This window comes from Citrobacter sp. RHB20-C16 (genome assembly GCF_013890155.1).
In the GTDB taxonomy this organism is placed as follows: domain Bacteria; phylum Pseudomonadota; class Gammaproteobacteria; order Enterobacterales; family Enterobacteriaceae; genus Citrobacter_A; species Citrobacter_A amalonaticus.
Genome location: NZ_CP057630.1, coordinates 928,709 through 955,677, shown reverse-complemented (window position 1 = coordinate 955,677; position 26,969 = coordinate 928,709). Strand labels below are relative to the sequence as shown.

Annotated in this window: 26 protein-coding genes and 1 other annotated feature; of the genes, 7 read left to right on the top strand and 19 right to left on the bottom strand. The window is 54.3% G+C overall.

Features of this window, described 5'->3' with window-relative positions; translation table 11 throughout:
- Window positions 1-13 precede the first annotated feature (13 nt).
- Window positions 14-580, top strand: coding sequence for an acetate uptake transporter (gene satP / locus HVX64_RS04740; protein WP_042998011.1), 567 nt, complete (start codon window positions 14-16; stop codon window positions 578-580).
- A gap of 35 nt (window positions 581-615) precedes the next feature.
- Here the strand turns inward: satP and HVX64_RS04735 are convergent, their stop codons facing one another.
- The 3 genes from HVX64_RS04735 to tal form a co-directional block, all read right to left on the bottom strand.
- Window positions 616-1,923 carry an MFS transporter gene (locus tag HVX64_RS04735; protein WP_044255624.1) on the bottom strand — a complete coding sequence of 436 codons (1,308 nt, stop codon included), beginning with the start codon at window positions 1,921-1,923 and terminating at the stop codon, window positions 616-618.
- 119 nt (window positions 1,924-2,042) lie between these two features.
- On the bottom strand, window positions 2,043-2,630 hold the full coding sequence (mog, locus tag HVX64_RS04730; protein WP_044255626.1) for a molybdopterin adenylyltransferase: 588 nt from the start codon (window positions 2,628-2,630) through the stop codon (window positions 2,043-2,045).
- A 110-nt stretch (window positions 2,631-2,740) separates the two neighbouring features.
- A complete protein-coding gene (gene tal / locus HVX64_RS04725) occupies window positions 2,741-3,694 on the bottom strand; it encodes a transaldolase (RefSeq protein WP_042998014.1) in 954 nt (317 codons plus the stop codon).
- 283 nt (window positions 3,695-3,977) lie between these two features.
- Between tal and HVX64_RS04720 the strand changes: the two genes are divergently transcribed.
- On the top strand, window positions 3,978-5,408 hold the full coding sequence (locus HVX64_RS04720; RefSeq protein ID WP_042998015.1) for a sodium:alanine symporter family protein: 1,431 nt from the start codon (window positions 3,978-3,980) through the stop codon (window positions 5,406-5,408).
- A 69-nt stretch (window positions 5,409-5,477) separates the two neighbouring features.
- Window positions 5,478-6,251 (top strand): peroxide stress protein YaaA, encoded by a 774-nt coding sequence (gene yaaA, locus HVX64_RS04715; protein ID WP_042998016.1) that lies wholly within the window; start codon window positions 5,478-5,480, stop codon window positions 6,249-6,251.
- Between the two features lie 96 nt (window positions 6,252-6,347).
- On the opposite strand, the gene thrC is transcribed toward yaaA, so the two are convergent.
- The 6 genes from thrC to yjjY all read right to left on the bottom strand — a co-directional run bounded on the left by thrC (window position 6,348) and on the right by yjjY (window position 12,736).
- A complete protein-coding gene (gene thrC / locus HVX64_RS04710; protein ID WP_044255627.1) occupies window positions 6,348-7,631 on the bottom strand; it encodes a threonine synthase in 1,284 nt (427 codons plus the stop codon).
- 3 nt (window positions 7,632-7,634) lie between these two features.
- Window positions 7,635-8,564: a homoserine kinase gene (gene thrB / locus HVX64_RS04705; RefSeq protein WP_042998018.1), complete on the bottom strand. Its 930-nt coding sequence runs from the start codon at window positions 8,562-8,564 to the stop codon at window positions 7,635-7,637.
- 1 nt (window position 8,565) lies between these two features.
- Entirely contained in the window at window positions 8,566-11,028 is a 2,463-nt protein-coding gene (gene thrA / locus HVX64_RS04700; protein WP_042998019.1) for a bifunctional aspartate kinase/homoserine dehydrogenase I, read from the bottom strand.
- 25 nt (window positions 11,029-11,053) lie between these two features.
- Window positions 11,054-11,174: a sequence feature (Thr leader region), on the bottom strand.
- Window positions 11,110-11,175 (bottom strand): thr operon leader peptide, encoded by a 66-nt coding sequence (gene thrL, locus HVX64_RS04695; protein WP_001386572.1) that lies wholly within the window; start codon window positions 11,173-11,175, stop codon window positions 11,110-11,112. (Overlaps the previous feature by 65 nt.)
- 336 nt (window positions 11,176-11,511) lie before the next feature.
- Window positions 11,512-12,198, bottom strand: coding sequence for a tRNA/rRNA methyltransferase (locus tag HVX64_RS04690; protein ID WP_042998020.1), 687 nt, complete (start codon window positions 12,196-12,198; stop codon window positions 11,512-11,514).
- Between the two features lie 397 nt (window positions 12,199-12,595).
- A complete protein-coding gene (gene yjjY / locus HVX64_RS04685) occupies window positions 12,596-12,736 on the bottom strand; it encodes a protein YjjY (RefSeq protein WP_042998021.1) in 141 nt (46 codons plus the stop codon).
- 95 nt (window positions 12,737-12,831) lie between these two features.
- Between yjjY and arcA the strand changes: the two genes are divergently transcribed.
- Complete coding sequence (gene arcA / locus HVX64_RS04680; protein ID WP_001194359.1) at window positions 12,832-13,548, top strand: two-component system response regulator ArcA; 717 nt, start codon at window positions 12,832-12,834, stop codon at window positions 13,546-13,548.
- Between the two features lie 66 nt (window positions 13,549-13,614).
- On the opposite strand, the gene creD is transcribed toward arcA, so the two are convergent.
- Genes creD through creA form a run of 4 tightly spaced genes read right to left on the bottom strand, consistent with a single transcriptional unit; the run spans window position 13,615 to window position 17,640 of the window.
- A complete protein-coding gene (gene creD, locus HVX64_RS04675; RefSeq protein ID WP_044264842.1) occupies window positions 13,615-14,982 on the bottom strand; it encodes a cell envelope integrity protein CreD in 1,368 nt (455 codons plus the stop codon).
- Between the two features lie 58 nt (window positions 14,983-15,040).
- Window positions 15,041-16,465 carry a two-component system sensor histidine kinase CreC gene (gene creC, locus HVX64_RS04670; protein ID WP_044255633.1) on the bottom strand — a complete coding sequence of 475 codons (1,425 nt, stop codon included), beginning with the start codon at window positions 16,463-16,465 and terminating at the stop codon, window positions 15,041-15,043.
- Window positions 16,465-17,154, bottom strand: coding sequence for a two-component system response regulator CreB (gene creB, locus HVX64_RS04665; RefSeq protein ID WP_042998024.1), 690 nt, complete (start codon window positions 17,152-17,154; stop codon window positions 16,465-16,467). The genes creC and creB overlap by 1 nt, the downstream gene beginning before the upstream one ends.
- A gap of 12 nt (window positions 17,155-17,166) precedes the next feature.
- Window positions 17,167-17,640, bottom strand: a complete 474-nt coding sequence (gene creA, locus HVX64_RS04660; protein WP_042998025.1) for a protein CreA — start codon at window positions 17,638-17,640, stop codon at window positions 17,167-17,169.
- A 211-nt stretch (window positions 17,641-17,851) separates the two neighbouring features.
- On the opposite strand from creA, the gene robA reads away from it, so the two are divergent.
- Window positions 17,852-18,721: an MDR efflux pump AcrAB transcriptional activator RobA gene (gene robA / locus HVX64_RS04655; protein ID WP_044255635.1), complete on the top strand. Its 870-nt coding sequence runs from the start codon at window positions 17,852-17,854 to the stop codon at window positions 18,719-18,721.
- On the opposite strand, the gene gpmB is transcribed toward robA, so the two are convergent.
- Window positions 18,718-19,365, bottom strand: coding sequence for a 2,3-diphosphoglycerate-dependent phosphoglycerate mutase GpmB (gene gpmB / locus HVX64_RS04650; RefSeq protein ID WP_042998027.1), 648 nt, complete (start codon window positions 19,363-19,365; stop codon window positions 18,718-18,720). The genes robA and gpmB overlap by 4 nt on opposite strands.
- 49 nt (window positions 19,366-19,414) lie before the next feature.
- Here gpmB and yjjX point away from each other — a divergent pair, with 49 nt between their 5' ends.
- Window positions 19,415-19,930: an inosine/xanthosine triphosphatase gene (gene yjjX / locus HVX64_RS04645; protein ID WP_042998028.1), complete on the top strand. Its 516-nt coding sequence runs from the start codon at window positions 19,415-19,417 to the stop codon at window positions 19,928-19,930.
- A 93-nt stretch (window positions 19,931-20,023) separates the two neighbouring features.
- Here the strand turns inward: yjjX and trpR are convergent, their stop codons facing one another.
- Together trpR and sltY are read right to left on the bottom strand one after the other, a co-directional pair.
- Entirely contained in the window at window positions 20,024-20,350 is a 327-nt protein-coding gene (trpR, locus tag HVX64_RS04640; protein ID WP_042998029.1) for a trp operon repressor, read from the bottom strand.
- Between the two features lie 57 nt (window positions 20,351-20,407).
- Entirely contained in the window at window positions 20,408-22,345 is a 1,938-nt protein-coding gene (gene sltY, locus HVX64_RS04635; protein ID WP_044255636.1) for a murein transglycosylase, read from the bottom strand.
- Window positions 22,346-22,682: 337 nt separating this feature from the next.
- Between sltY and ettA the strand changes: the two genes are divergently transcribed.
- A complete protein-coding gene (ettA, locus tag HVX64_RS04630) occupies window positions 22,683-24,350 on the top strand; it encodes an energy-dependent translational throttle protein EttA (RefSeq protein WP_044255637.1) in 1,668 nt (555 codons plus the stop codon).
- A 50-nt stretch (window positions 24,351-24,400) separates the two neighbouring features.
- Here ettA and HVX64_RS04625 read toward each other — a convergent pair whose 3' ends face one another.
- The 3 genes from HVX64_RS04625 to HVX64_RS04615 all read right to left on the bottom strand — a co-directional run bounded on the left by HVX64_RS04625 (window position 24,401) and on the right by HVX64_RS04615 (window position 26,901).
- Window positions 24,401-25,144, bottom strand: a complete 744-nt coding sequence (locus HVX64_RS04625) for an oxidative stress defense protein (RefSeq protein ID WP_181825303.1) — start codon at window positions 25,142-25,144, stop codon at window positions 24,401-24,403.
- Window positions 25,145-25,260: 116 nt separating this feature from the next.
- Window positions 25,261-25,896 carry an arginine exporter ArgO gene (gene argO, locus HVX64_RS04620; protein ID WP_044256038.1) on the bottom strand — a complete coding sequence of 212 codons (636 nt, stop codon included), beginning with the start codon at window positions 25,894-25,896 and terminating at the stop codon, window positions 25,261-25,263.
- A 144-nt stretch (window positions 25,897-26,040) separates the two neighbouring features.
- Entirely contained in the window at window positions 26,041-26,901 is an 861-nt protein-coding gene (locus tag HVX64_RS04615) for a small-conductance mechanosensitive channel MscS (RefSeq protein ID WP_042998033.1), read from the bottom strand.
- Window positions 26,902-26,969: the final 68 nt, after the last annotated feature.

Genomic DNA, 26,969 nt, shown 5'->3' with positions numbered 1-26,969 from the left:
ATCTTGAGGATTTATGGGCAACACTAAGTTGGCTAACCCGGCACCGCTGGGCCTGATGGGCTTCGGCATGACCACCATTCTGCTTAACCTGCATAACGCGGGTTTCTTCGCTCTTGACGGTATTATTCTCGCGATGGGAATTTTCTACGGCGGTATCGCGCAAATTTTTGCCGGCCTGCTGGAATACAAAAAAGGGAATACCTTCGGTTTGACCGCTTTCACCTCTTACGGCTCGTTCTGGCTGACGCTGGTCGCGATCCTGCTGATGCCGAAAATGGGTCTGACAGAAGCGCCGAATGCCCAGTTCCTTGGCGCCTACCTGGGCCTGTGGGGCGTATTCACACTGTTTATGTTCTTCGGTACGCTGACGGGCGCACGCATGCTGCAGTTCGTGTTCCTGAGCCTGACGGTTCTGTTCGCTCTGTTGGCTGTGGGTAACATCGCGGGTAACGAAGCCGTGATCCACTTTGCCGGCTGGGTTGGCTTAGTGTGTGGCGCCAGCGCCATTTACCTGGCGATGGGCGAAGTGCTGAACGAACAGTTTGGCCGTACCATTCTGCCGATTGGTGAAAAACACTGATTCATCAGTATCCCCCCGCTAAGGGGGGATCATTATTACGGCTGTTGTAGCTCAGCCTGCATTTCCGTATCGCGATAATACATGTCCTGTCGCAACCAAATTCCCAGTCCCAATCCCACCAGCGACAACGCCAGCACATACCAGCCTGGAGCCATCGGCGAGACGCTCATCAGCAATGTGACGACAATCGGCGTCAGCCCACCGAAAATGGCATAAGAAACATTGTAGGAAAATGAAATGCCGGTAAAGCGGACTTCCGCAGGAAACGCGCGCACCATCACGTATGGCACTGCGCCCACCACTCCCACACACAGCCCCACCAGCCCATAAAGCAGGAACAGATATTGCGGATGTGTGCCCGCCAGGTGGTAGAACAACCCGCTCGAACAAGCCAATAACAGGCTGCCAACAATAAAGGTTTTGCTGGCGCCAACGCGGTCGACAATAAAGCCCGCCAACAGGCAACCCATGCAAAGCATAATGGTCGCCACGCTGTTTGCCTGCAACGTCAGGGCTGGGGCTAGTCCGTACTGCTTTTGCAGCCAGACTGGCGACATTAAAATCACCACCACGATCCCTGCGGAGAGCAGCCAGGTCAGAAGCATGGAGATCACCACTGCCTTCTGATGTTTCACTACGACCGACTTCACCGGCAGTTCCTGCGCCAGCGTCTTACGCTGCTGCATCTCCAGAAAGATCGGCGTTTCCTGTAACCAACGGCGTAAATACATCGCCACCAGCCCAAAAATCCCACCCAACAAGAACGGAATTCGCCAGCCATAGTCATGCACGGCCTGTTGCGTTAAAAGGGTATTCACCTGAGTGGCTACTACGGAACCCAGCAGGATCCCCACCGTCAGACCCGCCGTTAGCGTTCCGCAGGCAATGCCGATACGACGTTCGGGAACGTGCTCGGCCACAAACACCCATGCACCCGGAACTTCACCGCCAATCGCCGCCCCCTGCAAAATACGCATCAGCAGCAACAATAGCGGCGCAATAATTCCCATAGAGGCGTACGTTGGCAGCAGACCAATCGCCAGCGTGGGAACCGCCATCAACAAAATGCTCAGGGTGAACATCTTTTTGCGCCCAACCAGATCGCCAAAGTGCGCCATGATGATGCCGCCTAACGGACGCGCCAGATATCCGGCAGCGAAGATGCCAAAGGTTTGAACCTGACGTAGCCATTCGGGAATATCAGCGGGGAAAAACAACTCACCTACCACTGCAGCGAAAAAGACAAAGATAATAAAATCATAAAACTCAAGCGCGCCGCCAAGGGCGGCCAGCGTCAGCGTTTTGTAATCCTGGCGATTCAGGGGGCGTGTATGTTGTGACATAGCGAACCATAAGTCAGTGGAGCATTGTTATGAACGACATATGTAAAGTAAAACTTACTATATCGTAAACAAATCAACACGCCACTTTCACCGCCGCTTATCTTACGAAAAGGCTAATTTCAGGCGTTTATTTCACGTCTTGCGCTTTTCGGGCGAAAAGATGCTACGATTTTCGGCGCGGTTTCCACATACGGCCCTTCGAGAAGCTGTATACAATACGGTACACTTGCGAAGATACCCGCCACAACGACATTCCCTTCGGCATCCTTCACGCCTTCCAGAGTCTCTTTAATGGATTTCGGCTGGCCCGGTAAATTGAGGATTAACGCCTGCTTGCGAATCACCCCGACCTGGCGCGACAGGATCGCCGTCGGTACAAAGTGCAGGCTAATCTGCCGCATCTGTTCGCCAAAACCAGGCATCTGGCGATCGGCAACTGCGAGGGTCGCATCCGGCGTCACATCACGACGCGCAGGACCGGTGCCGCCGGTGGTCAGCACCAGATGGCAACTCATCTCGTCCACCAGCTCACACAGCGTTTGTTCGATGATGGCCTGCTCGTCAGGAATCAAGCGTGTCTGCACCTCAAAAGGGGTGGTCAGCGCCGTCGATAGCCACTCTTCCAGCGCCGGAATACCTTTATCCTGATAGACACCGCTGGAGGCGCGGTCAGAAATGGAAACTAAGCCAATACGTAAGGTGTTCATGATTATTCCATTTAAACAGTCTCGTTAAACAGAATGATACACTGCGAAGGGAAGGACAGACAGGGTTGAGAAGAGGTAGCGTGACCGGCGTACCGGTCACGCATCAATGATTACAGCAGGTCGCCGATCATTTTTTCCAGTTTTTCCTGGTCAACAGCAAACTTACGGATACCGTCCGCCAGCTTGTCTACCGCCATGGGATCCTGGTTGTGCTGCCACAGGAACTCAGACTCGGTGATGCGTTCCGGACGCGCTTTCACTTCGCCAGAGAAGGACAGTTTACGCTCGATAGCCCCTTCGCTTTCCGCCAGCTCTTTCAGCAGCGCCGGTGCGATGGTCAGGCGATCGCAGCCCGCCAGCTCAAGAATTTCACCGATGTTACGGAAGCTTGCGCCCATCACAACGGTCTCGTAGCCGTGCTGTTTGTAGTATTCGTAGATCTCCGTTACAGAAACCACGCCCGGATCTTCCGCCGGCGCATACTCTTTCTTGTCGGTATTGGATTTATACCAGTCAAGAATACGGCCCACGAACGGAGAGATCAGGAATACGCCCGCTTCAGCACAAGCTCGCGCCTGCGCAAAGGAGAACAGCAGCGTCAGGTTACAGTTGATGCCTTCTTTTTCCAGCTGCTCAGCAGCGCGGATGCCCTGCCAGGTTGAAGCCAGTTTGATCAGAATGCGATCGTTACTGATGCCTGCGTCGTTATACAGCTTGATGATGCGTTTCGCTTTGGCGATAGAGGCATCGGTGTCATAAGACAGGCGAGCATCCACTTCCGTGGAGATACGACCCGGGACCAGTTTCAGGATCTCCAGACCGATGTTTACGGCCAGTTTGTCGGTAGCGTCAACAATCTGCTGCGCGCGGTCATTGCTCTGCTGCTTAGCCCACGTCACGGCGTCATCAATCAGCTTACGGTATTCCGGGATCTGCGCTGCGTTAAGAATGAGAGAAGGGTTGGTTGTGGCATCCTGCGGCTGATACAGCTTCATTGCCGCGATGTCTCCGGTGTCGGCCACCACGGTGGTGAACTGACGAAGGGAGGTCAATTTGTCCGTCATGATAGTGTTTCTCTTTAAACAGCTTGTTAGGGGGATGTAACCGGTCTGCCCTGATGATAACACGACGTTGTGACAGCGCAACCGCAGACAATGCGCTTATCCCCATGAGGGCATCTGCGGACAATTTCTGGTCCGGGCTTGATGTGACGCGCCATTCCGGTACACAACCTCATGTATACTACTCGGCCGCTATCAATTGTCCGGCAGCGTATATACTATTCGACAATTGGTAACGCTTACACAGGGTTGTTACAGCGTACCGGCAGCAACAAGAGGGATGTTAATGCCTGATTTTTTCACGTTCATTAATGATGTGCTCTGGGGATCGGTAATGATCTACCTGCTCTTCGGAGCAGGGTGTTGGTTTACCTGGCGCACAGGCTTCGTCCAGTTTCGCTATATCCGCCAGGTTGGCAGAAGTCTGAAAAACAGCATTAACCCGCAGCCGGGAGGGTTAACCTCTTTTCAGTCACTCTGCACCGGCCTTGCCGCCCGTATCGGTAGTGGTAACCTGGCGGGTGTGGCGCTGGCCATTACCGCAGGTGGACCAGGTGCGGTGTTCTGGATGTGGATCGCCGCCATCATTGGGATGGCGACCTCATTTGCTGAATGTGCCCTCGCACAACTCTACAAAGAACGCGATCGCCACGGTCAGTTTCGCGGCGGCCCCGCCTGGTATATGGCACGTGGTTTAGGCATGCGCTGGATGGGCGTGTTATTCGCCATCTTTTTGCTGATCGCCTACGGCCTGGTGTTCAACAGCGTGCAGGCCAACTCCGTATCCCGTGCTCTCAAATTCGCGTTTGATTTCCCTCCGGTTGCCACCGGTATTGTCATGGCGATTGCCGCCCTGTTGGTTATCGTCCGCGGGATCAAAGGCGTGGCGCGGATGATGCAATGGTTTGTCCCTGTGATGGCGTTGATGTGGGTGGTCACCAGCCTGGTGGTTTGTCTGATCAACATCGACCAACTGCCGGACATCATCATTTCTATCGTCAAAAGCGCATTTGGCTGGCAAGAAGCGGCGGGCGGCGTGGCGGGGTATACGCTGAGTCAGGCGATCACCAGCGGTTTTCAACGCAGTATGTTCTCCAATGAAGCCGGAATGGGCTCAACGCCTAACGCTGCTGCCGCAGCAGCATCCTGGCCGCCGCACCCTGCGGCACAGGGGATCGTGCAGATGATCGGCATTTTTATCGATACGCTGATCGTCTGTAGCGCAACGGCAATGTTGGTTTTACTGGCCGGTAACGACGCCACCTATGCGCCGATGGAAGGGATCCAACTGGTGCAGAAAGCGATGAATACACTGGTCGGAGAGTGGGGCGCGGCATTCGTCGCAGTCATTGTGATTCTGTTTGCCTTCAGCTCTATTGTGGTTAACTACATCTATGCGGAAAACAATCTGTACTTTCTGAAGCTGGACAATAAGCGCTTCATCTGGGCTTTACGCATTACCTCCTGTTCAACCGTCGTGGTCGGCACCTTGCTTAGCTTCCCGCTGCTGTGGCAACTGGCGGATATCATCATGGCCTGCATGGCGATCACTAACCTGACGGCAATATTGTTGCTCTCTCCGGTGGTGCGTACCCTGGCCAGCGACTACTTGCGTCAGCGTAAACTCGGCGTTCGCCCGGTCTTTGATCCACTGCGTTACCCGGACATCGGACAGCAACTGGCACCAGATGCCTGGGATGACATACCGCGAGACTAATCGCAACTATCGATCAACTCAGTCGTGTTTTTTGCTACAGTCGCAGTAAATTTCCTGCAAGGACTGGATATGCTGATTCTGATTTCACCTGCAAAAACGCTCGACTACCAGAGCCCGCTGGCAACAACGCGCCATACGCTACCTGAATTACTGGATCACTCGCAGCAACTGATTCATGTGGCGCGTAAACTTTCAGCCCCGCAAATCGGCAAGCTGATGAACATCAGCGACAAACTCGCCGATCTAAACGCCACCCGTTTTCATGACTGGCAGCCGGACTTCACGCCAGAAAACGCGCGTCAGGCCATTCTGGCTTTCAAAGGCGATGTCTATACCGGACTACAGGCCGAAAACTTCAGTGAAGCCGATTTCGATTTTGCCCAGCAGCATTTGCGTATGCTCTCAGGTTTATATGGCGTGCTGCGCCCGCTGGATCTGATGCAACCTTATCGTCTGGAAATGGGTATCCGTCTGGAGAACGCCAAAGGGAAGGATCTGTATCAGTTCTGGGGCGATATCATCACGGATAAGCTTAATGAAGCGCTCGCCGCACAGGGCGACCAGGTGGTGATTAACCTGGCATCGGATGAATACTTCCGCGCCGTGAAACCGAAGAAACTGAATGCCGAGCTGATTAAACCTGTCTTCCTCGACGAGAAAAACGGTAAGTTCAAAGTCATCAGTTTCTACGCCAAAAAGGCGCGCGGCCTGATGAGCCGCTACATCATTGAAAACCGCCTGACGGAGCCTGAACAGCTCACCGGCTTTAACAGCGAGGGTTACTTCTTTGATGACGCCGCGTCTGGCAACGGCGAACTGGTGTTTAAGCGTCACGAGCAGTAATGCGCATTTCGCCGGATAGCGGCTACGCCTTATCCGGCTTTCTCATCTCCACCGCCTGACAGGCCCGGTAAGCGATAGCGCCACCGGGCAGACGGTTTAGCGCGTCATCATCAGCTTACGCAGGGCGGCAAAATCCGCCGGCAGATGTTGCGAAAGCAGCGGTAGATCCGCACGTTCTGCCAGTTCTTTCGGCAGATCCAGCGTTTCATTGAGGATCGCTTCCACGCTCTCTTTAAACTTCGCCGGGTGCGCAGTGCCGAGGAACAGACCGTACTCGCCCGGATTGAGCTGATCACGCAGAGCGCGGTAGGCCACGGCGGCATGAGGCTCAGAAGTGTAGCCCTTCGCTTTCAGTTCGCGCATCGTTTCCTGTGTGGTTTCATCATCTACAGCCGCATAACCCAGCTCATTCAGACGCCAGATTTTACGGCGGAACAACTCCTCAACGCGCGGCCAGTTGTTCGGCTGACTCACATCCATCGCGTTAGACAACGTCGCCTGGGTCGCTTTTGGCGCCCACTGCCCGTCCTGCAGGAAGCGTGGCACTGTGTCGTTAACGTTGGTGGCTGCGATAAAACGCTTCACCGGCAGGCCGAGAGATTTCGCCAGCAGGCCCGCCGTCAGGTCGCCAAAGTTACCGCTTGGAACAGAAACCACCAGCTGATTCCGCGCCTCCTGCGGCAATTGGGCAACGGCTTCAAAGTAGTAGCAAATCTGTGCCAGCAGGCGGCTGATGTTGATGGAGTTCGCCGAGTTCAACCCCAGCGCCACTTTCAGTTCTTCATCATCAAACGCCTGTTTGACCAGCGCCTGGCAGGCATCAAAATCACCATCGATGGCAACAGTTTCAATGTTACCGCCCAGCGTGCAGAACAGTTTTTCCTGCAACGGGCTGATTTTACCGTTCGGATAGAGGATCACCACGCGCACGTTCGGCAGACCATAAAACGCATGCGCCACGGCCGCGCCGGTATCACCAGAGGTTGCCGTCAGAATGGTCACTGGTTTTTCGCCGCTGATGTGGGTTAACATCTGCGCCATAAAACGACCACCGAAATCTTTAAACGCCAGCGTCGGGCCATGGAACAACTCCAGACAGCCGACATCCCCTTCCACCTGAGCAACCGGCGCCGGGAAAGCAAAGGCTGCGCGCACACGTTCTTCGAGGATCTCCTGCGGGATTTCATCGCCGATGAACGCCGAGAGGATCTTTGTGCTACGGCTGACGAAGTCCTGGTTCAGCATCTCATCCACTTCTGTCAGGTTGAATTCCGGCAGATCGTGCGGGAAAAACAGCCCCTGATTCTTGCCCAGCCCCTGCGTGACTGCCTGTGCAAAACTAACCTGTTCGTTGTGATCTTTAAGATTGTAAAGTTTCATCAATTATCCCAGTACTCGTGCGCCCGCCGTGTCCAGCCGGCAAATATGAACAAAGCCTTCCTGATTTTGCAGGTAGTGACTGCCCAGCCAGTCCGCCACGCGCTGCGCGGTCTCCGTTTTATCGCAGAGCGCAAACAACGTCGGCCCTGAACCGGAAATACCGCTGGCCAGCGCGCCAATTTCCGCGACGGCCTGACGCGCCTGAGCAAAACCAGGCAACAGACGTTCGCGATACGGTTCGGCAATCACATCCTTCATCAGTTTCGCCGCAAGCCCAGGCTGACGGGAATAGCAGGCGTGAATAAACCCGGCCAGGTGACGCCCGTGGGCAATGCAATCCTGGCGACGATACTGCGCAGGCAGGATCGCCCGCGCTTCTGCCGTGGAGACTTTAATGCCAGGATAGGCCAGTACCCACAGCCACTCATCAAAGCCTGGCACCTGCTGGCTGATAATGCCGTTTTCTTCAATCATCAACTGCATACCACCGAGAAAACATGGCGCGACGTTATCGTAGTGAATGCTGCCGGAGATACGCCCTTCCAGCTCGCCCATTATTGCCAGCAGACGCGTGTCATTGAGCGGCTTGCCGCAGTACTCATTCATCGCGACCAGTGCCGCCACCACCGAGCAGGCGCTGGAACCTAATCCGGAGCCGATCGGCATATTCTTTTCCAGGGTCATCGCCACCGGAATTTGCTTACCCAGTTCCTGACAAAAACGCTCCCAGCACTGGTAAACAATATTTTCTCGCGGTTCTGGCGGTAGCTTGTCGGCAAAGCGGCCCAGATTATTCAGGCTGAAACTGTCCGCCGCCTCAACCGACACCACGTCGCCCAGCAGTGAGCCATCAACGGGCGTCACCGCCGCCCCAAGCACATCAAATCCAACGCTCATATTGGCACTGGAAGCCGGGGCATAAACTTTAACCATGTTAGACTCCTAGCTTCCATGAGAGAGTACGCAGCAGGTCAGCAAACACCCCTGCCGCCGTGACGTCGTTACCCGCGCCATAACCGCGCAGAACCAGCGGCAGCGGCTGATAGTAGTGGCTGTAGAACGCCAGCGCGTTTTCGCCGTTTTTCACTTTGTACAACGGATCGTTACCGTCCACTTCAGAAATCTTCACCCGACAGACGCCGTCTTCTTCGATGTTGCCAACATAGCGCAATACTTTGCCCTCATCACGGGCTTTTGCCACCCGAGCGGCAAAGGCATCGTCAAGCTGCGGCAGATTCGCCATAAACGCCTCAACGTCGCCTGAATCATCAAACGCTTTCGGCAGCACCGGTTCAATGACGATGTCTGACAGTTCCAGCTCGCGCCCGGTTTCACGGGCGAGGATCAGCAGCTTACGCGCCACGTCCATTCCCGAAAGATCGTCACGCGGATCGGGTTCGGTGTACCCCATTTCACGCGCGATACGAGTCGCTTCAGAGAGACTCATACCCTCGTCGAGCTTACCGAAAATAAATGACAGCGAACCGGACAGGATGCCGGAGAACTTCAGCAATTCATCGCCCGCATTCAACAGGTTTTGCAGGTTTTCGATCACCGGCAGACCGGCACCCACGTTAGTGTCATAGAGGAATTTGCGCCGTGACTTCGCGGCAGCGAAGCGCAGCTGATGGTAGTAATCCATTGACGAGGTATTCGCCTTTTTGTTCGGCGTGACCACATGGAATCCTTCACGCAGGAAGTCCGCGTATTGATCGGCCACCGCCTGACTGGATGTACAATCCACAATCACCGGGTTCAGCAGGTGATATTCCTTCACCAGACGGATTAAGCGACCAAGATTGAACGGCTCTTTCGCTTCAGCCAGTTCAGCCTGCCAGTTTTCCAGATTCAGGCCATGCACATGGGTCAACAGCGCTCTCGAGTTCGCCACGCCGCACACGCGCAGATCGATATGTTTTTTCTTCAGCCAGGTTTGCTGGCGCTTAAGCTGCTCCAGTAACGCGCCGCCTACCCCGCCAACGCCAATGACAAACACTTCAATTACCTGATCGGTATTGAACAGCATCTGATGGGTGACGCGTACGCCCGTCGTGGCATCGTCGTTATTGACCACGACCGAAATGGAACGCTCGGAAGAGCCCTGCGCGATAGCCACGATATTGATATTCGCGCGCGCCAGTGCGGCAAAGAATTTCGCCGAAATACCCCGCAGTGTACGCATGCCATCCCCAACGACGGAGATAATCGCCAGTCGTTCAGTGACCGCCAGCGGTTCCAGCACGCCCTCTTTCAGTTCGAGATAGAATTCATCCTGCAAGGCACGCTGCGCGCGGGCGCAGTCGGCCTGCGGCACGCAGAAGCTGATACTGTACTCAGAGGATGACTGGGTAATCAGTACCACGGAAATGCCTGCGCGGGACATCACCGCAAACACGCGCGCCGCCATCCCCACCATCCCTTTCATGCCAGGACCGGAGACGTTGAACATCGCCATATTATTAAGGTTGGAAATCCCCTTCACTGGCAGATCGTCTTCATCGCGGCTGGCGCCGATCAGCGTGCCTGCCGCCTGCGGGTTACCGGTATTTTTGATGAGGCAAGGGATCTGGAACTGCGCGATGGGGGTAATGGTACGAGGGTGAAGCACTTTTGCGCCGAAATAGGAGAGCTCCATCGCTTCCTGATAAGACATCGATTTCAGCAACCTGGCGTCAGGTACCTGGCGCGGGTCACAGGTATATACACCGTCGACATCTGTCCAGATCTCGCAACAGTCGGCGCGTAAGCAGGCCGCCAGAACCGCTGCGGAGTAATCGGAGCCATTGCGCCCCAGCACCACCAGTTCACCCTTCTCATTACCGGCGGTGAACCCGGCCATCAGCACCATGTGATCGGCGGGTATACGCCCGGCGGCGATGCGGCGAGTCGATTCGGCGATATCGACGGTAGATTCGAGGTAGTGCCCCACCGCCAGCAGTTTTTCGACCGGGTCAATAACGGTAACGTGGTGGCCGCGGGCTTCCAGTAACCCCGCCATGATGGCGATCGACATCTTTTCGCCACGGCAGATGAGCGCAGCGTTAATGCTGTCCGGACACTGTCCTAGCAAGCTGATCCCATGCAGCACATGTTTGATTTGGGCAAATTCCTGCTCAACAAACACTTTCAACTGCGCCAGCGGAAAGCCCGGCTGGGCGTCGGCGAGTCCGGTCAGAAGTTCGGCAAAAATACGTTCGGCATCACTGATATTGGGTAATGCGTCCTGACCTCCGATGGTTTTTTCAATCATCGCCACCAGATGGTTGGTAATTTTAGCGGGGGCAGAAAGAACGGTCGCTACCTGCCCCTGCCTGGCATTGCTTTCCAGAATATCGGCAACCCGCAGAAAACGTTCTGCATTTGCCACTGATGTACCGCCGAACTTCAACACTCGCATGGTTGTTACCTCGTTACCTTTGGTCGAAAAAAAAGCCCGCACTGTTCAGGTGCGGGCTTTTTTCTGTGTTTCCTGTACGCGTCAGCCCGCACCGTTACCTGTGGTAATGGTGATGGTTGTGGTAATGGTGGTGCTGATGCGTTTCATGGATGTTGTGTACTCTGTCATTATTTACCCTAAATAATTCGTCTTGCAGGAAGGCGGCAATTGCGTGAAGCCCCTGGCGCATAGAAAACGATGTGACTGGGGTGAACAAAAGTCGCCAACGCAGATGCAACTCGAAGTATGACGGGTAATCTGTCTGTGCTGTATGTCTATATTGGTTAAAGTATATGGTGAGCTAAGTCAATAAATATTTGATTTACTCACCTGACGAAACTTGTTCATGAGCTGCTGGCGAAAGGTTTATTTTCAACCAAACCTGCAGGAAAACCCCTCTTGAAATCAGCAGTTATCACCATAAATATAACTAAAGTAAAATTATTATTTTGTGACTTTTTTTTCGATATCATGGACCAGGCGGTGCAACATTGCCGTGTCTCGCTGCCCTAATTGCCCCAGACGCTGTTGCAGCCAGTCGACCAGTTTGCTGTCATCTGCAACCTCCAGAGTGGCCAACAGGCTCATGATGCGTGAGCGTAATGCCTGTAACTGAAATTCATCAGATGAATCGACTTCTTTAGCAGGTTGTTGCATTAAATTTGTTAATTGATAGCAGTAAACCATCACCGCCTGCCCCAGATTCAAAGAAGGATAATCTGCAACCATTGGCACACCGGTCAGAACATCCGCCAGTGCCAGTTCATCGTTGGTCAGTCCGGAGTCTTCACGACCAAAAACCAGCGCGGCGTGATTCATCCAGGCCGATTTTTCTTCCAGCAGCGGAACCAGTTCCGCCGGCGTCGCGTAGTAGTGAAATTTTGCTCGACTGCGCGCCGTGGTGGCGACGGTAAAATCAACATCGACAAGCGCGTCCGCAAGCGTCGGAAAAACAGTAATATTATCAATAATATCACTGGAGCCATGCGCCACCCAGCGCGTGGCGGGTTCAAGATGCGCCTGACTGTCAACGATACGCAACTGAGTGAATCCCATGGTTTTCATGGCGCGAGCCGCGGCACCAATGTTTTCCGCTCTGGCGGGAGCGACGAGGATAATAGTAATGCGCATTTTTTACTCTTTATGCCTGTCCGCGGGCAATTGTGTGAACTATGTCAAGATATTACGCGGAGCGAATTTACAAAATTTTAACCAAAATCAGTGGAAAACCGTTTCACCTTTCATAAAAGGCGCTAAACTGTTTCCTTACTTTACTAATGTTTTTTATGTTAACAGAAACAGTATATCCTTCTGTTTATCAGAGATAATTTGATTTAAAATGAATCTCATTCATAGGATTCGCCGTGTTAATTAGTTATCCTGTGCAACTAGTTGGATTATTGCAATTTTGTGATGAAAGCTAGCATTTAGATACGATGATTTCATCAAACTGTTAACGTGCTACAATTGAACTTGATATATGTCAACGAAGCGTAGTTTTATTGGGTGTCCGGTACGTCTTAGCCTGTTATGTTGCTGTTAAAATGGTTAGGATGACAGCCGTTTTTGACACTGTCGGGTCCAGAGGGAAACTACCCACGACCAAGCTAATGATGTTGTTGACGTTGATGGAAAGTGCATCAAGAACGCAATTACGTACTTTAGTCATGTTACGCCGATCATGTTAATTTGCGACATGCATCAGGCAGGTCAGGGACTTTTGTACTTCCTGTTTCGATTTAGTTGGCAATTTAGGTAGCAAACATGCAGACCCCGCACATTCTTATCGTTGAAGACGAGTTGGTAACACGCAACACGTTAAAAAGTATTTTCGAAGCGGAAGGCTATGATGTATTCGAAGCGACTGATGGCGCGGAAATGCATCAAATCCTCTCTGAATATGACATCAACCTGGTGATCATGGATATCAACCTGCCAGGCAAAAACGGTCTTCTGCTGGCGCGTGAACTGCGCGAGCAGGCTAACGTTGCGCTGATGTTCCTGACTGGCCGCGATAACGAAGTCGATAAAATCCTCGGCCTCGAAATCGGTGCAGACGATTACATCACCAAGCCGTTTAACCCGCGCGAACTGACTATCCGTGCCCGCAACCTTCTGTCTCGTACCATGAACCTGGGTACCGTCAGCGAAGAACGTCGTAGCGTTGAAAGCTACAAGTTCAACGGTTGGGAACTGGACATCAACAGCCGTTCTCTGATCGGGCCTGATGGCGAACAGTACAAACTGCCGCGCAGTGAGTTCCGTGCCATGCTTCACTTCTGCGAGAACCCAGGCAAGATCCAGTCCCGTGCTGAGCTGCTGAAGAAAATGACTGGTCGTGAGCTGAAACCCCATGACCGTACCGTTGACGTGACCATCCGCCGCATTCGTAAGCATTTCGAATCCACGCCGGATACGCCGGAAATTATCGCGACTATTCACGGTGAAGGTTACCGTTTTTGTGGCGATCTGCAGGATTAATCGGGTTACCACCGTCAAAAAAACGGCGCTCAATGCGCCGTTTTTCTTATATGCTTTTTGCTGAATTTACTTCCACACGCGTAGCGCATCGTCCACGGGTGCGGACGGTTTCGGCGCCGTTGGTGTTGGTGTCGGTTTCGCACGCGAGAATGCATACCAGTCAAGATGCCGCGTCAGGAACATCACGCTCCCCAGCGCCAACAGCAGCACACTCGTCCCCAACAGCAGCGCGCTGTCTTCCGAGCGCAACAGTACCCACATCACACCATCCAGCGCTAACAATGCCAGAGTGAAAACCACGCTGCTACGCCAGCCCTGTAGCACTGCCTGGAGATAAACCCCGTTCATCAGCGCGCCCACCAGGCTTGCGACAATCCATGCCAGGGTGAAACCAATATGTTCTGAGAGCGCCAGCAACAGCAAATAAAACATCACCAACGACAGCCCCACCAGCAGATACTGCATCGGGTGTAATTTTTTACCCGTCAACGTTTCGAACACAAAGAAAGCCATAAATGTCAGTGTAATCAGCAAAATGGCATATTTCGTCGCCCGATCCGTCAGTTGATACTGATCGGCAGGAGTGGCAACCGCGACGCTAAACGACGGCAGGTTATACCACCCGTCTTTTCGCGCATCCACAAACCGATCGCCCAGGTTAGTGGCAAACCAACTGCTTTGCCACTGTGCCTGAAACCCTGACTCGCTGATTTCGCGCTTGTCGGGTAGAAAATCACCGAGGAAGTTGGGATGCGGCCAGTTGCTGGTGAGCGTCATTTGGCTGCTACGTCCGACCGGAACCACCGAGAAAGCGCCGGTTCCGCTTAAATTGAGTGACATCGCCAGGTTCACATCGCGCATCGCCCATTGCGCATCCGGAAGCGGAATGTGGAGCCCTTCTCCGCGGTCTGTTAGCCCCGTCCCCGGTTCGACAGCAAGCGCCATTCCATTCACCTTCGGTGCTTTCACCACGCCAATCCCTCGCGCATCACCCACGCCCACCACGATAAACGGTTTCCCAAGGGTTATGTTGGGCCGGTTCAGTTCACTCAGTCGTGCAACATCAAACTCCGCTTTCAAGGTAACATCGGTATGCCAGACCTGCCCTTCGTAGATGCCCACTTTTCGCGGTTCGACGTTCTGGTTCCCCTCCACCATCAACGACTCCGGCAGCCAGAAGTGGATAAAACTGCGCCTGTGCTGCACCTCTTTCTCGTTTTCCAGCACGGTGTATAACTCGGTCACAGGTACAGCAATGAGCGGGCCGACCACTTTTTGCGGTCCGCTGGTACTCTGCCGAATCGCATCCTCCACCGCATCACGATAATCAGCACGTTCCACAATAATCTGCCGGACCATCATCAGGGGGATCAGCAGCAACACAATCGCGCCACCTAAGGTGACGATTTTCCAGAACAGGGGGGATTTCAACATAGCGTTCTCCTTATGCAATACCCGCAGAGTACGCACGCTATGTGGGGGGAATTTGAAGTTATGTGAAGTGACGGTGAAGTGTGAGCGTGGCCTCGACGCCGCCCTCAGGCCGGTTACGTAATTCTGCACTCCCCTTCAGCAGTCGCGCCACTTCGCGAACGAATGCCAGTCCCAGACCGCTGCTTTTGAGACCATTCTCACGCGGCAGTGAGTAAAAGCGGTCAAATATCCGCGGTAAGGCAAAATCAGGAATGCCTGTACCCGTATCGGTCACCGTCAGCGTCACCGTCTCTGCATGCGCTTGTGCACTGAGGGTGATCGCTCCGCCTGCCGGGGTGAAATCAATGGCATTGTCCAGCAAGTTGCCCAACGCCTGTTCCAGCAGCGCCGGCTCCGCAGAGACGCTTAACGCCGAGGGGACAATCTCCAGCGATATCGCCTTCGTCGCCAGTTGAATCGCGCGCGCGTCGCTGATTTGCGCAAGCAGTTCATCGACCGCAACCGGGGAGAGGGCAATATCCTGACGGTTTTCCAGTCGCGCCTGGCGCAGCAAGGTTTCAACCAGCGCCTGCATTCGCGCATTTTGGCTGAGAATATTGTCGGTAAAGCGCTTAACAATGTCCGGAGGCGGATTTTCCCGCAGAATTTCCGCCGCGCCGCGAATGGCCGCCAACGGACTCTTTAGCTCGTGGGTGAGCGCGTATACGTACTGTTCAATGTAATTTTTGCCTTCCAGCTTCAGACGCATACTCTCCAGCGCCTGCGCCAGTTTGCGCAACTCACTGCTGCCCAGTTCAGGCAGCGGCATCGGCTGGTTTTCGGTCACGGAATCCGCATAGCGCGTCAGGCGGGCAATGGAACGGTTTATCCACCAGACCATCCCGGCGCCAATCACCAGCGCAATGCCAAGCAGAATCGCGCTGGCCCAAAGGATCCGGCGCTCGCTGCGTTTAATCACCGGTGCCATCGCGGCATTGGGTTTTCCCACGCTGAGCACGCCGATGATCTTTCCGTTGTCGACAACCGGCGCAGCAACATACATGACCGAGCTTTCCGGATCGGCGGGATCCTGCGGCGTACTGCGCGCGCCATACTGTCCACGCAGCGTTAGCCAGACATCGTTCCAGCGAGAGTAATCCTGCCCGACCGCTTTATTGACGGAATCAAACACCACTTTGCCCTGCGCATCCGTCATGTAAACATGGTACTCATTGCGGACTTTATTGATTCCGCTGATGTTGGCGCGAAAAGGACGGTTATGCAGTTGCGTAAACGCCTGCGCCAGTTGGCCATGCGCCGGGTTACCCGACAGGAGATCGTCACGCGCCAGCGCCGCCAGCAGCGTGGCAGTATCGATCAGCGTCCCTTCCGTTGCGCGCCGTACGCCAGGTTTAATCTCCTGTACAAAAATAGAAAGAACAAACCACGCAGCAACAGCGACAATCAGGAAATAGCCCAACAGCAAACGCATGCCAATGCGCATCAGAGGCTCCTCAGGCTGTAGCCCATCCCACGATGCGTGTTGATCGGCGAAAGCGTCGGGTTGATCGCGCGCAGTTTGGCGCGCAGCGTTTTGATGTGCGTATCGACCGTCCGGTCGTATGTATCCTGCGCATCGGCCCAGACGATATCCATCAGTTGCTGGCGCGAATAGACACGCCCTGGAGATAACAGCAGCGTTTTCAGCAGCAAAAATTCATAGCGCGTGAGTGACAGGGGCGTACCAAACCAGGCCACTTCAGCCGCAGGTTCATTCAGCTCAAAATGGCCGGTTTTGACAACAGGCGACGGCGTGGAAAACTTCTTCACCCGACGTAGCAGCGTGCGGACTCTGGCGCAGACTTCCCGCGGTGAAAACGGTTTGGCGACGTAATCGTCGGCACCGATTTCCAGACCCAGCAAGCGATCCACCTCATCGCTGCGCGCCGTCAGAAAGAGGATTGGTAACGCCGGATGGTACTCAAGCAATCGCCGGCACAGCTCAAAACCGCTGATATCCGGCAACCCGACATCGAGAATCGCTACATCCGGACACTGATGACGTGCTTTCTCCAGCGCGGGCAACCCGCGCTCAAAGGCTTCCACGCTAAACCCTTCCTGCTGGAGCATATAAATCAGGGTATCCGCGATACCCTGCTCATCTTCCACCAGCCAGACCGACACCTGCTGCATAATGCTTCCCTGTTATTCGCGCCACGGCATGATAGGTACCGCGCTAATGGCATTTTTCGGCGACCCATCGACCACCTTGTCGGAATAGGCCAGATAAGCCAGCGCGTTGCGTTTGGCATCATAGAAGCGCACGACCTGTAATGATTTGAAGACCAACGAAGTGCGTTTCTTAAAGACCACTTCGCCCTGTGCTTTACCGTTCTTGATTCTGTCGCTCAGTTCTACCGGTCCTACCTGCTGGCAGGAGATGGCGGCATCAGAAGTATCTTCCGCCAGCCCCAACCCGCCTTTAATGCCACCGGTTTTGGCACGGCTGACGTAGCAGGTCACGTTTTTAACATCGGGGTCGTCAAACGCCTCCACGACGATTTTATGATCCGGCCCAAAGATCTTAAACACCGTATCGACGGAACCGATCTGCTCAGCAGATGCCAGCGGCGCCAGCATAAGCAACAGAGTGGACAGAACTAAACTCTTGTATTTCATATTGTTACCATTCTTTAAAATGACGCTGCGCAATTATTCAGCATTGTAAAAGAAACTGTTTACAGATCACAGGATTACAATAATCACGTTTTATTGGGTTCAAAAAAAGCATTAATGCGCAAAAAAAACACTGAATGCTAAAACAACAAAAAATGCTATTATCCAATAATCTGATGTCAGGTGTTTGTAGTTGAAAGGATGAGGATATTTTATGGATCAGGCCGGCATTATTCGCGACCTATTAATCTGGCTGGAAGGTCATCTGGATCAGCCGCTGTCGCTTGACAATGTGGCGGCAAAAGCGGGTTATTCCAAGTGGCATCTGCAGAGAATGTTTAAGGACGTGACGGGTCATGCGATTGGCGCGTATATCCGCGCACGCCGCTTATCGAAATCTGCCGTTGCGCTTCGCCTGACGGCTCGCCCGATTCTGGATATTGCCCTGCAGTACCGCTTCGACTCTCAACAAACGTTCACCCGCGCCTTTAAGAAACAGTTTTCCCAGACGCCTGCACTGTATCGTCGTTCACCGGAATGGAGCGCATTCGGTATTCGTCCGCCTCTGCGTCTGGGCGAATTTGCCATGCCTGAGCATAAATTTGTCACTCTGGAAGATATGCAACTGCTGGGTGTCACCCAGAGTTACTCCTGTTCGCTGGAGCAAATTTCCGATTTCCGCCACGAAATGCGCTATCAGTTCTGGCACGATTTCCTCGGCCACGCGCCAACCATTCCGCCTGTACTCTATGGCCTGAACGAAACGCATCCCAGCCATGAAAAAGATGACGAGCAGGAAGTGTTCTACACCACCGCGCTGCCGCAGGATCAGGCCAACGGCTACGTACAGTCGGCACAGCCGGTGCTGTTGCAGGGCGGCGAGTATGTGATGTTTACTTACGAAGGGCTGGGAACGGGCGTTCAGGAGTTCATCCTGACGGTCTATGGTACCTGCATGCCGCTCCTGAACCTGACGCGCCGCAAGGGCCAGGATATCGAGCGGTACTACCCGGCTGAAGATGCCAAAGCCGGTGACCGCCCCATTAACCTGCGCTGCGAATTCCTGATTCCGATTCGCCGTTAGCGCTGTAGCTCATCCAACGCAGGGGCGTCCAGATGCGAGATGTCCCCTGCCGTTTCGACCACCCATCCCGGCGCCAGCCACAGGCTTTCCTGATAATCTACCCGCGAAATCGAGCAGTTACGCAGGCGTAAGCGGCGTTCAGCGTAGGCAGGAAGTCCCAGAATCGTACTGACCAGACAGCCCAGCGCAATGCCATGACTGACCAACAGCGGACGACTCCCCTGCGGCAAATCCAGGCACGCAGCGAGCGCGCCATGAACGCGATCGCTTAACTCCTGCATCGACTCCCCTTCGGGAATACGTCCGTCGACGGTGCCGTTGACTAACTGACGACGCCAGTTCTCTTCTTCTTCAGTCAGGGTATCAATATGACGTTTTTCCAGCACGCCCATGTGCAGCTCGCGCAGGCGAGCATCTAAGGTGATATCACAGCCACAGGTCTGGGCGATGATTTCAGCGGTGCGGCGGGTACGTCCCAAATCGCTACTAATGACGTGGGTGATGCCGAGACTTTTCGCGCGGTCACCTACCTGCATAGCTTGTTGCTCACCTTTAGCGGTCAGCGGACTGTCGGACTGGCCTTGAATGCGTCGCTCGGCGTTCCACTGCGTTTCACCGTGGCGAACAAGGTATACCTGTAACATGCTATTTTTCCGTATACTGCAAAGAGTTTTTATAAAATCGAGCTTAATTATGCACCATGTTGTCTCAGCAACCACCAATCCCGCCAAAATTCAGGCAATTCTGCAGGCATTTAACGAGATCTTCGGTGAAGGATCCTGCCATATTGAGTCTGTGGACGTCGATAGCGGCGTACCGGAACAACCCTTCGGAAGTCCTGAAACGCGTGCTGGCGCACGGAATCGGGTCGAAAACGCCCGTCGTGCGCGCCCCGATGCCGACTTCTGGGTAGCCATCGAAGCGGGTATTGATGAAGATGCGACCTTCAGTTGGGTGGTTGTCGAAAACGCCACCCAGCGTGGCGAAGCGCGTTCTGCGACGCTGCCGCTGCCTGCGGTGATCCTTGAAAAAGTGCGCGAGGGTGAAGCGCTGGGTCCGGTAATGTCACACTACACAGGTATTGATAAGATTGGCCGAAAAGAAGGGGCGATTGGCGTGTTTACCGCCGGGAAACTGACGCGCGCCAGCGTTTACCACCAGGCCGTGATTCTGGCGCTCAGCCCGTTTCATAACGCGATTTATCGTTGAGTTCGTAAGCCGGATAAGACGAAATTGTCATCCGGCGATAGTGCGGTTGCAAGCCTGATGGCGCTACGCTTATCAGGCCTACGAAATCACTTTTCAGGCGTTTTTCAACAATATGGTTTCCAGCCACTGCCGCAGTTCGACGGGCGCCGATTTCAGGCTGTTAGAGCCGCGGGTGATCGTCGCAATCCCCGCGCCCAGCTCGTTTTTAAGCTCGCGCTGGCTCATTTCGCCACGTAATAACTCTTCGATAATGCGTACACGCGTCCCCAGCGCTTCGCGCTCATCCGGGGTCAGCATCAGTTGCAACAGCGGTAAGTGCAGATCCTCTGCATAAGACTGGCGGAGCAACTCCACAAAACGAAGCCACTCCTGATTACGTTGTTCGGCCATCGCCGATGAATAAGGGGAATGCTGGGTCATGTTATGCCGCCCTGTTGTACTCATACACGAGTACAAATCATAACATAACCCACCGGATTAATAACGTCTCTGCCACTCAGAATCGCTCATCAGGGTGTCTTTCTGCCCCATGAAATAGCGATAGTAAGCGTCGTAGGCCAGCACGTTCTTCACATAGCCACGCGTTTCCGAGAAGGGAATACTCTCGACAAACGCCACGGCGTCGATCCGTCCCGCGCTGTTGCCAAGCCAGGTGCGCACGCGCCCTGGTCCGGCATTGTAAGCTGCTGACGAGAAGATCCGATTATTGCCAAACTGCTGATAGACGTACTGCAGGTAGCTGGTGCCGATATTGATATTGGTTTCCGGATCCAGTAACTGATTCTGACTGCTGTAACCCGGAATAGAGAACATCTTCACCGTGTGCGTCGCGGTGCCTGGCATAATCTGCATCAGCCCGCTGGCGCCGACCGGCGATTTCACCTTCGGATTCCAGGCGCTCTCCTGACGCGCGATCGCCATCGCATAGCTTTGCGGAATATCTTTGCCACGGGTATAGCGGGTAAAGAGATCCTGATACGCCAGCGGGAAGCGCTCCTCCAGATGATCCCAGAGTTTACCGGCGATCGTCGCCTGCACGCTCAGATCCCACCACTGATTGTTGAAGGCATAACGCGCCAGCTGCGCCTGCTCCGTCTTCGTCCGGCTGGTGACCAGGTTCGCCCATTCGCTGCGGGCGGTGTTATCCATATTCCAGTACATCAGTTCGCGAACGCGGGCCATTTCCGCTCCCTGAGTCAGCGCGTTATTCACATCGCCAGGCGCTTTATCAATTTTCAGAACGTACTCTTCTCCCAGACGCTGCGCTGCCACCATCGGGTAGAAACCGCGCTGTTGCATCAGCGCATGCAGGATCTCTTTTGCTTCCGCTTCACGCCCTCGTTCCAGCAGCAAATCGGCCTGCCAGTATCGCCATTCGTCCTTTTCCTTCGCCTCCATCGGCAGACGCGCCAGCCAGGTGTTCAGGCCACGACGATCGCCAGTCCCGAGCGCCATGCGCACCCGACGCTCCACCAGCGTGGTGGACTGCGAGCGCATAATCGCGTCGTCTCGCCATTTCGCCTGCTCGTCGGTGACGTCGTTGCCCATTAATCGCCAGGCGACGATATCGCGCAGCTCCTGGGTTTGATCCTCATTCAACTGCTGCGCCTGTACCAGTGACGGAATCATCAGACGCGCGTTTTCCGCATCCTGACGAGCGACGCTGGCAAAGGCCACAGCGGCCATCTGACGAGTGAAATCGGTCGCGCCGGTGGTGCGCGCAAAGGTCAGGACGCTGTTCGGGTTGTTCGCCAGTGAGATAATCGCTGACGCGATAGTCTGATACTCCGCCGGCATCTGCCCGGCCAGTACCGTCACCAGTCCAGTGTTGCCCGCTTTCATCGCCAGGCGAATGCGCTCCAGGTAAGAGAGCGGATCCTGGGTGCCAGACGCGCGCCAGACGCTGAACAGTTTGTCACAGGCATTAGGTTGGCTTTTACCGGTCAACCACAGCTCTTTCGCCCCCTGCCAGGCTTCTTCCGTTTGCCCGGTATTCCACTTCGCGTAATAGTAATTGCACTGCGCCTCGGTGGTTCTCGGCTTCTCCGGGCTAAACGCTAATAATCCGCGCCAGTCTTCACGCCGCGCCAGTTCGTTAACGAAACGCGATTCCAGCGTACGCGCTGGCGGCAGGGTTGGGTTGGCACGTACAAAGTTGGTCACCGTGACGGTCGGCTGATTCATCAGATCATCGGTGATTTGCCGATATTCCAGATAGGGATACAGGGGGTAATTCTTCAGGCCCGGCATCATCTGCTCCACGACATCCATCTGTCGGTTATCCCAGGCCTGCTTAATCTGTGCGTAACGGTTACGCTGCTCATCCAGTGAATCGGCTCGCGCTGCCTGACTTAACGTCACCAGGCACACACCGGCGGCAATAAGACGCCAGGTAAATCGTTGGGCTTTGTCCACAAGCTCTTCCTCTAAATATGATACGTCGCTGCAGCCTCATGCCGCCTAATGATTTCATGCTAACCAGTCATTGGCATTTACGCCACGTCGCGGACACTTTTTTACTTTTACTGCGAGTGAGATCTGCTGGCTGGGATTGAGAGGGGAAAAAGGCTACACTTCGCCTTTGAATACATCTATACCCTAAATAATTCGAGTTGCAGGAAGGCGGCAAGGGAGTGAACTCCCCAGGAGCTTACATAAGTAAGTGACTGGGGTGAACGAGTGCAGCCAACGCACATGCAGCTTGAAGTATGACGGGTATATTCATCACGATAAATACAGAGGCGAGTCCAACGTGGCCCAATTCGTTTATACCATGCATCGTGTCGGCAAAGTCGTTCCGCCGAAACGTCATATTCTTAAAAACATCTCGCTGAGCTTCTTCCCTGGCGCAAAAATCGGCGTACTGGGCCTTAACGGTGCCGGTAAGTCCACCCTGCTGCGCATCATGGCGGGCATTGATACAGATATTGAAGGCGAAGCCCGCCCGCAGCCTGGCATCAAAATTGGTTACCTGCCGCAGGAACCTCAGCTTAATCCTGAACACACCGTACGCGAGTCTGTTGAAGAAGCAGTGGCGGAAGTGGTCAACGCACTGAAAGGTCTGGATGAGGTTTATGCGAAATACGCAGAGCCAGATGCCGACTTCGATAAACTGGCCGCGCAACAGGGCAAGTTCGAAGAGATCATTCAGGCGCACGACGGTCATAACCTGAACGTGCAACTGGAGCGTGCGGCCGACGCCCTGCGTCTGCCAGACTGGGACGCCAAAATCGCGACCCTCTCCGGGGGTGAACGTCGCCGTGTCGCACTGTGCCGTCTGCTGTTAGAAAAACCTGACATGCTGCTGCTTGACGAACCGACCAACCACCTGGATGCGGAATCCGTGGCCTGGCTGGAACGCTTCCTGCACGACTTCGAAGGCACCGTGGTGGCGATTACCCACGACCGTTACTTCCTCGACAACGTCGCAGGCTGGATCCTTGAACTTGACCGCGGCGAAGGTATTCCGTGGGAAGGTAACTACTCTTCCTGGCTGGAGCAGAAAGATCAGCGTCTGGCGCAGGAAGCCTCTCAGGAAGCGGCACGCCGTAAATCTATCGAGAAAGAACTGGAGTGGGTTCGTCAGGGCGCGAAAGGCCGTCAGTCTAAGGGTAAAGCCCGTCTGGCACGCTTTGAAGAGCTGAACAGCACGGAATACCAGAAACGTAACGAAACCAACGAACTGTTTATTCCACCTGGACCGCGTCTGGGCGATAAAGTCATTGAAGTCAGCCACCTGCGTAAATCCTACGGCGACCGCGTGCTGATTGACGATCTGAGCTTCTCTGTACCGAAAGGCGCCATCGTCGGCATCATCGGTCCGAACGGCGCGGGTAAATCCACCCTGTTCCGTATGATGTCCGGTCAGGAACAGCCAGACAGCGGCACCATCACGCTGGGTGAAACCGTTAAGCTGGCCTCCGTCGATCAGTTCCGTGACGCCATGGATAACAGCAAAACCGTGTGGGAAGAAGTGTCCGGTGGGCTGGATATCATGAAGATCGGCAACACCGAAATGCCAAGTCGCGCCTATGTTGGCCGCTTTAACTTCAAAGGCACCGACCAGGGCAAACGCGTCGGCGAGCTGTCCGGTGGTGAGCGCGGTCGTCTGCATCTGGCGAAGCTGCTGCAGGTTGGCGGTAACGTTCTTCTGCTCGATGAACCGACCAACGACCTGGATATCGAAACCCTGCGCGCGCTGGAAAACGCCCTGCTGGAGTTCCCGGGTTGCGCAATGGTTATCTCGCACGACCGTTGGTTCCTTGACCGTATCGCCACCCACATTCTGGACTACCAGGATGAAGGGAAAGTGGAGTTCTTCGAAGGTAACTTCACCGAATACGAAGAGTACAAGAAGCGCACGCTGGGCGCTGACGCGCTGGAGCCAAAGCGTATCAAGTACAAACGTATCGCGAAGTAATCAACAAAATTGCCGGATGGTGGCGCACATGCCTCATCCGGCCTGGAAGGTTATTGCGCTTTGGCGGTTGCCGCAGATTGTTGACCCGCCGCAGGTTCCAACTGGAACACCACATCGACCTGATCATCAAACTGAATCGCCGCCTGCTCGTACGTTTCCTGCGCTGACACCGGTGCCGCGTCCGCTTTCATCATCCGCACCATCGGGCTTGGCTGATAGTTCGAGACATGGTAGCGCACGCTGTAAACCGGACCCAGTTTGCTGTTAAAACCGGCCGCCAGTTCCTGCGCCTGGTGAATTGCATCATCAATCGCTGCTTTACGCGCTTTGTCTTTATAAGCATCCGGTTGCGCCACACCCAACGAAACGGAACGAATTTCGTTCAGCCTCGCTTTCAGCGCGCCGTCCAGCAGTGGGTTGAGTTTATCTAACTGACGCAGCGTCACTTCGACAGTACGCACCGCACGATACCCTTTCAGAACGCTTTTGCCGTTCTGATAATCGTAATCCGGTTGGGTGCGCAGGTTCGCCGAACTAATGTCTTTTTTCGCGATCTGATTTTGCTCAAGGAAAGAAAGGTATTGCGCAACGCGCTCATCAGCCTGTTTCTTCGCCGTCGCAGCGTCTTTCGCCGCAACATTAACCTCGATTGCCAGCGTGGCAATATCAGGTGCAGCGTCCACGCTTGCCGTCCCGGAAGTCACGATGTGCGGTCCGTCAGGCAATTCGCCTGCCTGCACCGACATTGCACTGAATCCCACTAATGCCGCCAGGGCCATCACTTTGAACTTCACTGTCGCTCCTCCATGTTACGTGAGTTGCCCCAAATTTCAGGGCGCATGCAGGCAAGCTTAGCGCGAAATAGTGTGTTGTCCATCAGACAACGCTTAGAGCGCTAATGGACTGGCTCTTAATTGAACAAGGCGTGAACATGCGCAACGCCTTCTTTTGCCAGTTGAAAAGCGATGAACCACATCACCAGCCCCACCAGCGTATTGATAATCCGCTGCGCTTTTGCGGTACGCAGTCGCGGCGCGAGCCACGCCGCCAGCAGCGCCAGGCCGAAGAACCACAGGAAGGAGGCACTGACGGTGCCGAGCGCGAACCAGCGTTTGGGTTCGACATCCAGTTGTCCGCCCAGACTGCCAAGCACCACGAATGTATCCAGGTAGACGTGCGGATTCAGCCATGTCACCGCCAGCATGGTGGCGATGATCTTCCAGCGTCCCTGCTTCATCACTTCCGCGCTGGCCAGTTCCAGATTGCTACTCATTGCCGTCTTTAAAGCGCCAAAACCGTACCACAGCAAAAAAACCACTCCGCCCCAGGTGACCAGCGCCAACAACCACGGCGACTGCATCAGTAATGCGCTACCGCCAAAAATCCCGGCGCAAATCAGCAACAGATCGCTGATGGCGCACAGGAGCGCAATCATGATGTGATACTGGCGACGTATTCCCTGATTCATCACAAACGCATTCTGTGGGCCGAGCGGAAGTATCATGGCTGCGCCAAGCGCAAGACCTTGAAAATAATACGATATCACGGTAATCATCCTGAGTGTTGTCTCTATAGCGCAGACTATAGCGCGGGATGATTATTAGCGGAAATGGATAATATTAATCGTAGATTAGGGAAATTAATGAAGAGGGGATTTTGCCGGATGCTGCGATGCGCATCCGGCATAGCATTATTCTGCCGTGACTTCTTTCACGCGTTTGAAATTCACGTCCATCTGCGGATACGGGAAGCTGATTCCAGCGGCATCAAATTCACGCTTAATCCGCTCCAGTACGTCCCAGTACACGTTTTGCAGATCGCCGCTGTTGCTCCAGACGCGCACCACAAAGTTAATCGACGACGCGCCCAACTCATTCAGACGAACCGTCATTTCGCGATCTTTCAGAATGCGATCGTCTGATTCGATAATCCCGGTGAGGATCTGTTTCACCTTATCGATATCAGAGTCGTAAGCGACGCTAATAATAAATTCATTACGGCGTACCGGCTCACGGGAAAAGTTGATGATATTGCCGGCAATGATTTTACCGTTCGGGATGACGACAATTTTACCGTCCACGGTGCGCATGGTGGTGGAGAAAATCTGCACATTCAGCACCGTCCCGGCAACGCCGCCCAGATCCACATACTCACCCGCACGGAACGGACGGAACATGACCAGCAGAACGCCTGCGGCAAGGTTAGACAACGATCCCTGCAACGCCAGACCGACCGCTAAACCGGCGGCACCGAGCACCGCAATCACCGACGCCGTCTGTACCCCTACCCGACCCAGTGCGGCAATCAGCGTGAAAGCAATAATTCCGTAGCGCACCAGCGCGGAAAGAAAGTCTGCCACGGTAGCATCGATATGCCGCGCCACCATCAGGCGGTTAACCGTATTCGACACCAGACGCGCCACGATCATCCCGACAATCACAATGGCCACTGCCGCCACGATGTTGACGGCATAGCTCAACAGCAATTCCTGGTTGCGGACCAGCCAGCTCCCCGCACCGTTGATGCTGTCGACAACATTCAAATCTTCCATTACATATTCCTTGGTCATAACAAATCAGAGCAAATGAGATCAATCTCACGAAAACACCCCGTTAAAGG

Excerpts from the sequence above, each read along its gene's own strand:
- HVX64_RS04615 (WP_042998033.1), bottom strand. The coding sequence starts at position 26,901 with ATGGAAGATTTGAATGTTGTCGACAGCATCAACGGTGCGGGGAGCTGG.
- thrC (WP_044255627.1), bottom strand. The coding sequence starts at position 7,631 with ATGAAACTTTACAATCTTAAAGATCACAACGAACAGGTTAGTTTTGCA.
- robA (WP_044255635.1), top strand. The coding sequence starts at position 17,852 with ATGGATCAGGCCGGCATTATTCGCGACCTATTAATCTGGCTGGAAGGT.
- tal (WP_042998014.1), bottom strand. The coding sequence starts at position 3,694 with ATGACGGACAAATTGACCTCCCTTCGTCAGTTCACCACCGTGGTGGCC.
- creD (WP_044264842.1), bottom strand. The coding sequence starts at position 14,982 with ATGTTGAAATCCCCCCTGTTCTGGAAAATCGTCACCTTAGGTGGCGCG.
- creA (WP_042998025.1), bottom strand. The coding sequence starts at position 17,640 with ATGAAATACAAGAGTTTAGTTCTGTCCACTCTGTTGCTTATGCTGGCG.
- HVX64_RS04735 (WP_044255624.1), bottom strand. The coding sequence starts at position 1,923 with ATGTCACAACATACACGCCCCCTGAATCGCCAGGATTACAAAACGCTG.
- arcA (WP_001194359.1), top strand. The coding sequence starts at position 12,832 with ATGCAGACCCCGCACATTCTTATCGTTGAAGACGAGTTGGTAACACGC.
- mog (WP_044255626.1), bottom strand. The coding sequence starts at position 2,630 with ATGAACACCTTACGTATTGGCTTAGTTTCCATTTCTGACCGCGCCTCC.
- thrA (WP_042998019.1), bottom strand. The coding sequence starts at position 11,028 with ATGCGAGTGTTGAAGTTCGGCGGTACATCAGTGGCAAATGCAGAACGT.
- yaaA (WP_042998016.1), top strand. The coding sequence starts at position 5,478 with ATGCTGATTCTGATTTCACCTGCAAAAACGCTCGACTACCAGAGCCCG.
- trpR (WP_042998029.1), bottom strand. The coding sequence starts at position 20,350 with ATGACCCAGCATTCCCCTTATTCATCGGCGATGGCCGAACAACGTAAT.
- creB (WP_042998024.1), bottom strand. The coding sequence starts at position 17,154 with ATGCAGCAGGTGTCGGTCTGGCTGGTGGAAGATGAGCAGGGTATCGCG.
- yjjX (WP_042998028.1), top strand. The coding sequence starts at position 19,415 with ATGCACCATGTTGTCTCAGCAACCACCAATCCCGCCAAAATTCAGGCA.
- creC (WP_044255633.1), bottom strand. The coding sequence starts at position 16,465 with ATGCGCATTGGCATGCGTTTGCTGTTGGGCTATTTCCTGATTGTCGCT.
- HVX64_RS04720 (WP_042998015.1), top strand. The coding sequence starts at position 3,978 with ATGCCTGATTTTTTCACGTTCATTAATGATGTGCTCTGGGGATCGGTA.
- satP (WP_042998011.1), top strand. The coding sequence starts at position 14 with ATGGGCAACACTAAGTTGGCTAACCCGGCACCGCTGGGCCTGATGGGC.
- gpmB (WP_042998027.1), bottom strand. The coding sequence starts at position 19,365 with ATGTTACAGGTATACCTTGTTCGCCACGGTGAAACGCAGTGGAACGCC.
- yjjY (WP_042998021.1), bottom strand. The coding sequence starts at position 12,736 with ATGACTAAAGTACGTAATTGCGTTCTTGATGCACTTTCCATCAACGTC.
- HVX64_RS04690 (WP_042998020.1), bottom strand. The coding sequence starts at position 12,198 with ATGCGCATTACTATTATCCTCGTCGCTCCCGCCAGAGCGGAAAACATT.
- thrB (WP_042998018.1), bottom strand. The coding sequence starts at position 8,564 with ATGGTTAAAGTTTATGCCCCGGCTTCCAGTGCCAATATGAGCGTTGGA.